Origin of the sequence: Burkholderia sp. HAN2018 (genome assembly GCF_024704855.1) — a bacterium.
GTDB classification, from domain to species: Bacteria; Pseudomonadota; Gammaproteobacteria; order Burkholderiales; family Burkholderiaceae; genus Burkholderia; species Burkholderia cepacia.
This window is the reverse complement of sequence record NZ_QOBB01000263.1, coordinates 1-9,058: the sequence shown is the minus strand read 5'-3', so window position 1 is coordinate 9,058 and position 9,058 is coordinate 1. Positions and strand designations below refer to the sequence as shown.

At 69.3% G+C, this 9,058-nt stretch carries 9 protein-coding genes; 6 read left to right on the top strand and 3 right to left on the bottom strand.

What is annotated here, in order from left to right; all coding sequences use genetic code 11:
* The coding region (locus tag DPV74_RS35870) for an NAD(P)/FAD-dependent oxidoreductase (protein WP_119338905.1) at nucleotides 1-1,234 on the top strand (1,234 nt) is incomplete at its 5' end.
* A 37-nt stretch (nucleotides 1,235-1,271) separates the two neighbouring features.
* On the top strand, nucleotides 1,272-1,649 hold the full coding sequence (locus DPV74_RS35865) for a DUF5594 family protein (RefSeq protein WP_060194484.1): 378 nt from the start codon (nucleotides 1,272-1,274) through the stop codon (nucleotides 1,647-1,649).
* 49 nt (nucleotides 1,650-1,698) lie between these two features.
* On the opposite strand, the gene DPV74_RS35860 is transcribed toward DPV74_RS35865, so the two are convergent.
* Nucleotides 1,699-1,917: a DUF6566 family protein gene (locus DPV74_RS35860; protein WP_091921681.1), complete on the bottom strand. Its 219-nt coding sequence runs from the start codon at nucleotides 1,915-1,917 to the stop codon at nucleotides 1,699-1,701.
* 131 nt (nucleotides 1,918-2,048) lie between these two features.
* On the opposite strand from DPV74_RS35860, the gene DPV74_RS35855 reads away from it, so the two are divergent.
* Nucleotides 2,049-2,687 carry a MarC family protein gene (locus DPV74_RS35855; protein WP_027792504.1) on the top strand — a complete coding sequence of 213 codons (639 nt, stop codon included), beginning with the start codon at nucleotides 2,049-2,051 and terminating at the stop codon, nucleotides 2,685-2,687.
* Between the two features lie 48 nt (nucleotides 2,688-2,735).
* Here the strand turns inward: DPV74_RS35855 and DPV74_RS35850 are convergent, their stop codons facing one another.
* Nucleotides 2,736-4,325 (bottom strand): ATP-binding protein, encoded by a 1,590-nt coding sequence (locus DPV74_RS35850; RefSeq protein ID WP_119338904.1) that lies wholly within the window; start codon nucleotides 4,323-4,325, stop codon nucleotides 2,736-2,738.
* Between the two features lie 283 nt (nucleotides 4,326-4,608).
* Here DPV74_RS35850 and DPV74_RS35845 point away from each other — a divergent pair, with 283 nt between their 5' ends.
* Together DPV74_RS35845 and DPV74_RS35840 are read left to right on the top strand one after the other, a co-directional pair.
* Nucleotides 4,609-4,986 carry a chemotaxis protein gene (locus DPV74_RS35845; RefSeq protein WP_091921841.1) on the top strand — a complete coding sequence of 126 codons (378 nt, stop codon included), beginning with the start codon at nucleotides 4,609-4,611 and terminating at the stop codon, nucleotides 4,984-4,986.
* 192 nt (nucleotides 4,987-5,178) lie between these two features.
* A complete protein-coding gene (locus tag DPV74_RS35840) occupies nucleotides 5,179-5,952 on the top strand; it encodes a BON domain-containing protein (protein WP_091921684.1) in 774 nt (257 codons plus the stop codon).
* A gap of 151 nt (nucleotides 5,953-6,103) precedes the next feature.
* On the opposite strand, the gene DPV74_RS35835 is transcribed toward DPV74_RS35840, so the two are convergent.
* Nucleotides 6,104-7,162 (bottom strand): sigma-54-dependent Fis family transcriptional regulator, encoded by a 1,059-nt coding sequence (locus DPV74_RS35835; RefSeq protein ID WP_119338903.1) that lies wholly within the window; start codon nucleotides 7,160-7,162, stop codon nucleotides 6,104-6,106.
* A gap of 350 nt (nucleotides 7,163-7,512) precedes the next feature.
* On the opposite strand from DPV74_RS35835, the gene DPV74_RS35830 reads away from it, so the two are divergent.
* Nucleotides 7,513-8,880 carry a sigma-54 dependent transcriptional regulator gene (locus DPV74_RS35830; protein WP_027792509.1) on the top strand — a complete coding sequence of 456 codons (1,368 nt, stop codon included), beginning with the start codon at nucleotides 7,513-7,515 and terminating at the stop codon, nucleotides 8,878-8,880.
* Nucleotides 8,881-9,058 lie beyond the last annotated feature (178 nt).

The window sequence follows — 9,058 nt, the reverse complement described above, 5'->3', positions numbered from 1 at the left end:
CGAACGCCGCGACGGCCGTGCCGTCGTGCTCGATGCGCGGCCGGCCGCCGCGCCTCCCGCGCTGGATGCGGCCGGATTGCCCGCGTCGGTGGTGATCGTCGGCGGCGGCGCCGCTGCGATCGCGGCCGCGGTGACGTTGCGGCAGGCGGGCTATCCGCATCCGGTCACGATGCTCACCGCCGATGCCGATCCGCCGTACGACCGGCCGAACCTGTCGAAAGACTATCTCGCCGGCACGGCCGACGCCGACTGGCTGCCGCTGCGTGCGCCGTCGTTCTATACCGATCACCGGATCGACGTGCGGTGCGGCACGCGTGTCGCGCGGATCGACCCCGCGCGGCAGGCGGTCGAACTGGCCGACGGCAGCCGTGTCGGGTACGGCGCGCTGCTGCTGGCAACGGGCGCGGAGCCGAACCGGCTGAGCGTGCCCGGCGCGGATCTGCCGCACGTGTGCGTGCTGCGCTCGCGCGCCGATTGCGACGCGCTGATCGCCAAGCTGAAAACGGCCCGCCGCTGCGTGGTGGTCGGCGCGAGCTTCATCGGGCTCGAAGCGGCTGCCGCGTTGCGCACGCGCGGGCTCGACGTGCAGGTCGTCGCGCCCGATGCGCATCCGATGGCACGCGTGCTCGGCGAAGCGCTCGGCGACACGATCAAGGCCCTGCACGAATCGCACGGCGTCGTGTTCCATCTCGGCGCGACGCCGGCGCGGATCACGCCGGACAGCGTGACGCTGTCGACCGGCGACGTGCTGCCGGCCGACGTCGTGTTGGTCGGCATCGGCGTGCACCCGAACGTCGCGCTCGCGCAGGACGCGGGGCTGGCCGTCGAGCGCGGCGTGACGGTCGACCGCTTCCTTCAGACGAGTGTGCCCGGCATCTACGCGGCCGGCGACATCGCGCGCTGGCCCGATCCGCTGACGGGCGAGCGCATTCGCGTCGAGCACTGGGTCGTCGCCGAGCGGCAGGGCATCGTCGCGGCGCACAACATGCTTGGCCAGCAGCGCCCGTTCGACGCGGTGCCGTTCTTCTGGAGCCAGCATTACGACCTGACGATCAACTACGTCGGGCATGCGGAGCAATGGGATCGCGTCGAGATCGACGGCGACCTCGGCGCGCACGACTGCGCGATCGCGTACTGGCGCGGCGACACGCGGCTCGCGGTCGCGACGATCGGCCGCGATCTCGACAGCCTGAAGGCAGAAGCGGCATTCGAGCGGCAGATTGCAGCCGCATGACGGCCGCGTGACGACATGATTCGAACCCGGAGGCAAGATGAGTCCTGAAATCCGCGCACGTTTCGAAACCGAGTTTGCGCCGCGCATCGCGGCGCGCGTGCTCGGCCTGTATCAGCCTGGTGACGTGCGCGTGGAAGTCGTGCCGCACGACGGGCAGGGGAGTCCGACCTGTGTGGACGTGATCGGCCTCACGTCGACGGTCGGGCTGCCGAACCGGTTGAACGCGCGGCTCGCGTGGCGCGACGACGCGATCGATGCATTGCTGGCCGAGCCCGACCGCAGCCGCTTCGACCGCTATCTCGCGGCGCTGCCGGTCACGATCGAGCGCTGGCAGATGGAATTGCCGGTCGACTTCAGCTCACGGACCCAGCGCGACCGCGAAATCCTGATCGGCGATCTCGATTTCGATGCGTGAAACGCACGGCGCGATGCCCGCCGACGATGCGGCGATGAACCGCGCGACGTTAGCGGTCGCGTGTCTTGACGATCACGCGGCCCTGGTCGATGCCGCCGCGCAGCGCTTCGTCGCACGTGAGCCATTCGGGCGTGACGAGTTCGGGCGCGGGCAGGTCGACCGGCGCGCCGTCGCGGAAGATCCGCACCTGCGCGACCCACGCGCCGTTCGCGTTGCGCGTCGCCTCGACGCGAATCTCGTGATCCATGAAGGTGTCGATGGCTTGCATCGGTCGGGGCCCTCCGTGCGTGAACGCGGTGCGTCGATCGTAGCAGCATGGCGCGCGCCGTGCACCGGAAACGAAGCGGAACCTGCGTGCGATTGGGCATGCGAAACGACGCGTGAGACGGGAGCGAACCTGTGGCCTTCGACCTGACCTTTTCGATCAAGGTGTTCGCGGCGCTGTTCGCGATCATGAACCCGATCGCGAACATCCCGGTGTTCCTGTCGCTGACGGAAGGCGCGGCGGACGGCGTGCGCCGCAAGGTCGCGCTGACGGCCGCGATCGGCGTGACGGTCGGCTGCATCGTGTCGGCCGTCGCGGGCGGCGCGATCCTGCACGTATTCGGCCTGACGATCGACGATTTCCGTCTCGCGGGCGGGCTGCTGGTGCTGCTGATCGCGCTGTCGATGCTGCACGGCGCGCCGAGCCGCCAGCATTCGCCGGGCGAGGACGAGGGCGCCGACCCGGCGGCGGCCGAGAGCGTCGCGATCTATCCGCTGACGATCCCGCTGCTCGTCGGCCCCGGCACGATCGCGACGATGATCGTGCTCGGGCACAGCGCGTTCTCGACCGGACAGGAACTCGCGTTCGCGCTCGGGCTCGCCGCGTTTCTCGTGCTGCTGGCCGTTTCGTTGCTGTCCGCGCCGCTGATCGGCCATTACCTGTCGCCGCGCGTGACGGCGGTGACCCAGCGCCTGATGGGGATGATCCTCGCGGCGATCGCGATGCAGATGATCGTCGCGAGCCTGAAGGCCGCGTTCGGGTTGCCGCATTGAATGCGATGCCGCGCCACGGCGTGCGTGCGACAGCTCGAGCACGGGCCGTTACGACGGACGCCGAACCCCGCGTGCCACACGCTGCAGCAGTGCGTCGAGCACGTTGATCTCGACGGGTTTCACGAGATGCGCGTCGAAGCCCGCGCGTTCGGTGCGTGCGAGGTCGGACGCGCGCGCGTGGCCGGACAGCGCGACGCAGGTCGTGTCGCGCAGCGCGTCGATCGCGCGCAGTTCGTGCAGCAGCGTGAAGCCGTCGACGTCGGGCATCGTCAGGTCGAGGATCATCAGTTGCGGCGCGTAGTCGCGGGCGAGCGCCAGCGCATCGCCTGCGTTGTACGCGACGCGCGGCGCATGCCCCTTCACCTTGAGCAGCACGGCGAGCGTGTCGGCCGAGTCGCGGTTGTCGTCGACGATCACGATGCGCAGCGGCGTGGTGTCCGATGGCGCGTGCGCCGCCGGCTCGCGCGCGCCGGCCTGCTCCGCACGTCCCGTCCGTGTGATCGGCAGCCGCACCGTGAACGTCGCGCCGTGCCCGGGCCCGCCGCTTTCCGCGGAAATCCGCCCGCCGTGCAGTTCGACGAACGTCCGGCAGATCGCGAGCCCGAGCCCGAAGCCGCCGGTCGGCGAGCCACCCGACGCGCCTCGCTGCTCGAACAGGTCGAAGATCGTTTCGAGCGCGCCGTGCGCGATGCCGACGCCATGATCGGTGACGCGGATGGCGACCACCGGCCCTTCCACCCGTGCGCCCACGTCGATCCGCCCGCCGTGCGGCGAGAACTTCGACGCGTTGTCGAGCAGGTTGTGCAGCACCTGGACGAGCCGTGCATCGTCGCCGTGCAGCAGCACGGGATCGGCCGGCAGGTCGACGTGGATGTGCTGCCCGCGCGCGGCCAGCTTCGGCTGGATGCTTTCGACGCCGCGGCACACGATGTCGCGCACGGCGACGGGGCGATCGTTCAGCTCCACCTTGCCGGCCGTGATGCGGCCGACGTCGAGCAGATCGTCGACGAGCCGCGTCAGTTGCCCGACCTGGCGATGCACGGCGTCGCGGCATTGCGCGAGCACGGGCGCCGGATCGGGCAGGCTCTGCAGCACGCCGACCGAATGGCGCAGCGGCGAGAGATGGTTGCGCAGCTCGTGCGCGAGCATCGCGATGAACACGCTGAGCCGGTGTGTGGACGCTTCGAGTTCCTCGAGCCGCTTGCGCTCGGTCATGTCCCGCGTGATCTTGATGAAGCCGCACAGCTGGTTCTCGTGATCGTGCACGGGGGCGATCGTCACGCTCGCCCAGAACTGCGAGCCGTCCTTGCGCACGCGCCAGCCTTCATCCACGAAGTGGCCCCGCGCGGCCGCCTCGTCGAGCCCGTGCGACGGCCGGCCGGCCGCGATCGCATCGGGCGGATAGAAGCACGAGAAGTGATGGCCGACGATCTCGGCCGCGCGATAGCCCTTGATGCGCTCGGCACCCGCATTCCACGTCGCGACATTGCCGTGCGGATCGAGCATGAACACCGCGTAGTCGGTAATCGAGCCGACGACCGTCTGGAAACGGAACTCGGCGAAGCGATGCACCAGGTCGCGCGCATCGGGTAAACCGGGCGGCGGATGGGAGCGAGGGGAGTCGTCGTCTTTCTTCATCGTGTGGCAAGTCGAAGACGGGCAGGCAAACGCTGCCCGGCCGCCGCCGGGCACGCCGGCGGTGGCCACATCAAACGGATTGGCACCCCGGAAAGCATAAGGGAACTCAATTCGGCTGATCAATGGGCGCGCATCGCCCGTGCCGTCCGCGATCCCGGCAAGGCATCCGTTCCGGGCGCGCGATGCGGCATGCCGATTGCACGCGCCTCCCGTCCGCATGCCGTGCCGCGGCCGCCCGGCCACACGTAGCGGCAAGCAGCGGCACGCCAGCAAGGAGGTCGACATGAACAGCACGCTGAACCCCGACAACGAACCGGCCGGCCCGGACGACGACAACGCCCGTCGCGGCCGCGACGGCCGCGCACTGGGGCCGGGCGACTCGTCCGACAGCGGCAGCGACACGGCCGGCGCGCGGCGCTATCCGTTCGACATCGATTCGCCGCTCGACGCGCATGCGCTCGAACGCGGCGATGCCTCGCTCGACAGCGATACGGACCGCGCGGGCACCGGCGAGCGCGCGTCGGCGGACGGCGATTCGACGCTCGAAGAAGGTGCCGATATCGAGCCGGATCGCACCGAGCGGCTGAGCGGGCCGGATCGCGACGACGCATCCGGGGAGCCGGACGATCCGGACGATCCGGGCGTCGGCGGCGGGCCATGACGCCCGGCACGCAAAAACTGCAATCGCATTGCAGATTGGCGCGCCCGGCAGCGGATCGACGGCGCGATGCGCATCCGTCGTGCGCCGGCAACGATATCGGCACGCGGCTTGCGTTCGAGCCGGCCGGCATGCGCCGAGTCGCGACCCGGCATGGGGCCGTGCGCGGCACAGGCGCGAACAAGGAGAGACACGATGCAACGACGATATCCCGGACGGCACGGCGAGCGCGGCATCCCGGACGACCCGGCACGATGGCCGGAGGAAGACCCTGAATCGGCGCGCCGTCGCTCGGTGAGCGAGAGCGTCGGCGCGGAAGACTGGGGCAGCGAATGGACCGAGCGCGCCGCGCGGCCGGCGGATCAGCGGCGCGGCATGTCCGACCCGGGCCGGCAGGGCGGTGCGCGCCCGCCCGGATGGGAGGCCGAACGCGGCTACCGCGAACCGGGCCGCCGTGCGGAGGGCAGTGAAGGCCCGTACGGCGGCGACCGTCCGGAATTCCGCGGTCATTTCCGGATGGGCCGGTACGGCGGCGAGCACGACCGTGGCGACCCGCGAGACATCTCGCGCTACGGCAGCGACGCCGACCGCGACGCACTGCGCCATCGTCGCGGGCCGAAAGGCTATACGCGTTCGGACGAGCGCATCCGCGAGGACGTGTGCGAGCGGCTCGCGCATGCGCTCGACATCGACGTGAGCGACGTCACCGTGCAGGTACAGGACGGCTGCGTCGTGCTGGACGGCACGGTGCCGTCACGCTGGATGAAGCACGACATCGAGGATCTGGCCGACGGCTGCATGGGCGTGCGCGACGTCGAGAATCGCGTGCGCGTGCACCGCGACGGCGAACACGATACGGGCATGGTGCTGCATCCCGACCAGCGAACCGTCACGCCGACGCTGCCGGCCGCACGCGATCCCGAACCGGGCACCGCCGAACGCGACCGCGAGCGCAAGCCGCATCATTGACCGGCCGTGCACGAAACGGCGCGACCACGGGCGGCGTGTGCATGACGACAGCCCGTGGCGGCCAGACGCGGGCGCGTGTTCCGGTATCGATCGGTTCACGCGCGGCCGGGTCGCGCACCGTGCGACGGCGTGGCAGCGTGACGGGCCGCGTTTACGGGGGCGTCGCGGTCGACGGGCTGGTCGTGTCGGTCGCGCCGGTCGCGCCGGTTGCATTCGCGGACTCGGCGGCGTTCGTCGCGGCGCCGCCGTTCGCCGCATTGCGTTCATGCTCGGGCAGCAGCGCGAGACGGTTGTACAGCGTCTTCAGGCTGATGCCGAGCGCTTTCGCGGTGCGCGGCTTGTCGCCGTTGAAATGCCGCAGCGACGCGACGATGAAACGCTGCTGCGTATGCGCGAGCGTCGTGCCGAAATGCAGCGTCATCGCGTTGTGGCGCACGTCGTCGCGCGGCTGCAGCCGGCGCGGCAACTGCAGGTCGATCTGCTCGTCGGCGAGGATGAAGGCACGCTCGAGCGCATTGCGCAGCTCGCGCACGTTGCCGGGCCACGAATACGCGCGCAGCGCCTTCATCGCCTGCATCGACAGCCGCTTGCGCGTGCGGTGCCGCGCATTCAGCCGCTCGACGATCTGCAGTGCGATGTCGTCGACGTCGTCCTCACGCTGCCTGAGCGCGGGCACATGCAGCGCGACCGGCGCGATCCGGTAGAACAGGTCCTCGCGCAGCCGGCCGCTGCGCACGGCCTCGACGGGATCGTGATGGGTGGCCGCGACGATGCGCACGTCGAGCGGAATCGGCTCGTGACCGCCGACGCGGACGATCGTGTTCGATTCGAGCGTGCGCAGCAGCTTGACCTGCAATTCGGCCGGCATCTCGGCGATTTCGTCGAGAAACAGGGTGCCGCCACGAGCGGCTTCGAACATGCCGACATGCTGGGCGATCGCACCGGTGAAGCTGCCTTTCTCGTGCCCGAACAACTGCGACTCCGCGATATCGGGCGGGATCGCGCCGCAGTTCACGGGGACGAATGGCCCGCGCCGGCGCGGGCTCAAGTCGTGCAACAGCCGCGCGACGATGTCCTTGCCCGCGCCGCTTTCTCCGACGATCAATACGCTGATGCGCGTCGCGGCCACGCGCGACACCTTCATCAACAGGGTCTGGATCGAACGCGAGCGTCCGGACAGACGCTTGCCGTCATCGACGGATTTCGACATGACGTGATATCGAATGGGGAAGATTTGACCGACTATGACCCAGGCACACGAAAAAACGACACGTTATGCGCCGTTATTCATGCGCAAAGCATACGTGTTATGTCGCCGCGGCCGCATTGAATCTCGCAATGCATGCCGCGCGGGCGGATAGATTTATTCGATGAAGGGCCGATGCGCGACGTCGCTCTTCTATACTGCTAAGCGATTCCTTCGTCATGGCAGCATGGCCTGCCAGTTCATTCGCTGCAGCGTGGAATGCATTGCCTCGTGCCTGGCGGCGTGCGATGCGCTGCACATCTGTCGCGATGTCCGGTCGACACTTGCACCGGCTCGCATCACGAGGAGCTTCGATGCCCTACGTCCTGATCGTCGAAGACGATGCCGATACGCGCACGATGCTGGCGACGCTCGCGCGAACGCAGCAACTTGCCTGCGATACCGCCGCGACGCTGGAGGAAGCACGCGCGCTCGTGTCGACGCATACCCCCGATCTCGTGCTGTGCGATCTCGTGCTGCCCGACGGCAACGGGATGGACCTGTTCGATGCGTTGCCCAAGCGCGCGCATTGCGAGATGGTGCTGACCACCGGCCATGCGAGCCTCGAAACCGCGATCGACGCATTGCGGCGCGGCGCGACCGACTATCTGGTGAAGCCGCTGAACATGCAGCGGCTGAACAGCATCTTCGCGCGCGTGCCGCGCACGACCGCGCTGCACGAGGAAATTGCGGAGCTGCGCTCGGAACTGCAGCGCCTCGGCCGATTCGGCCGCATGCTCGGCAGCTCGCCCGCGATGCAGGCCGTCTACGATGCGATCGGGCGCGTCGCGCGCACCGAGGCGTCGGTGTTGCTCACCGGCGAATCGGGCACCGGCAAGGAGCTTGCCGCGCAGACCGTGCACGACCTGAGCCTGCGCCGCCGCGGCCCGTTCCTCGCGGTGAACTGCGGTGCGATTGCCGCGAACCTCGTCGAGAGCGAGATGTTCGGCCACGACCGCGGCAGCTTTACCGGCGCGGAGCGCCAGCACAAGGGCTTCTTCGAACGCGCGGACGGCGGCACGCTGTTTCTCGACGAGATCACCGAGATGCCGCTCGAATCGCAGGTGAAGCTGCTGCGCGTGCTCGAGACGGGGCGCCTCACGCGGCTCGGCTCGACGCGCGAGATCGACGTCGACGTGCGCATCGTCGCCGCGACGAACCGCGATCCGGAAGCCGCGATGGCCGACGGCAAGCTGCGGCCCGACCTGTTTCACCGGATCAACGTGTTTCCGATTCCGCTGCCGTCGCTGCGCGAGCGCGGCGACGACATCCCGATGCTCGCCGATGCGTTCCTGCAGCACTACAACGAGGAAAGCGGCCGCAACCTGCGCTTTGCGCCGGCCGCGCGCGAGGCGCTGAAGACCTACGAATGGCCCGGCAATGTACGCGAACTGCGCAACTTCGTGCAGCGCGCGAGCATCTTCACCGACGCCGACGTGATCGACACGCTGCCGCCGCCGATCATGGAGGAACTGTCCAGCATGGTCGATTCGCACGAGGATCGCGTGACGGTGCCGTTCGGCACGCCGCTCGAGGAAGTCGACCGCAAGCTGATCCTCGGCACGATCGCGCAGTGCGGCGGCGTGAAGGCGCAGGCGGCCGAAGTGCTCGACGTCAGCCTGAAAACGATCTACAACCGGCTCGCGCAACTCGAAGACGAAACGGAGAAGCCGGACTCCTGATGCCGTCGCGATCACACTCATGCTCCCGTTTCCGCATCACGCGTGCGCAACCGGCGACGGCATCGCCGGGATGCGGCGGGACGAGCCCGCGTGCCGGCGCGGCCGTCGCGTGAATCATCCCGTGGCGGGCGGCTGCGGGGCCGGTTCCGGCCGGCCGTCGCGCGTCGTGCCGGTCGGC

Bases quoted from the DNA above. Each gene is read 5' to 3' on its own strand.
- DPV74_RS35865 (WP_060194484.1), top strand. From the start codon at position 1,272: ATGAGTCCTGAAATCCGCGCACGTTTCGAAACCGAGTTTGCGCCGCGC.
- DPV74_RS35860 (WP_091921681.1), bottom strand. From the start codon at position 1,917: ATGCAAGCCATCGACACCTTCATGGATCACGAGATTCGCGTCGAGGCG.
- DPV74_RS35850 (WP_119338904.1), bottom strand. From the start codon at position 4,325: ATGAAGAAAGACGACGACTCCCCTCGCTCCCATCCGCCGCCCGGTTTA.
- DPV74_RS35845 (WP_091921841.1), top strand. From the start codon at position 4,609: ATGAACAGCACGCTGAACCCCGACAACGAACCGGCCGGCCCGGACGAC.
- DPV74_RS35840 (WP_091921684.1), top strand. From the start codon at position 5,179: ATGCAACGACGATATCCCGGACGGCACGGCGAGCGCGGCATCCCGGAC.
- DPV74_RS35835 (WP_119338903.1), bottom strand. From the start codon at position 7,162: ATGTCGAAATCCGTCGATGACGGCAAGCGTCTGTCCGGACGCTCGCGT.
- DPV74_RS35830 (WP_027792509.1), top strand. From the start codon at position 7,513: ATGCCCTACGTCCTGATCGTCGAAGACGATGCCGATACGCGCACGATG.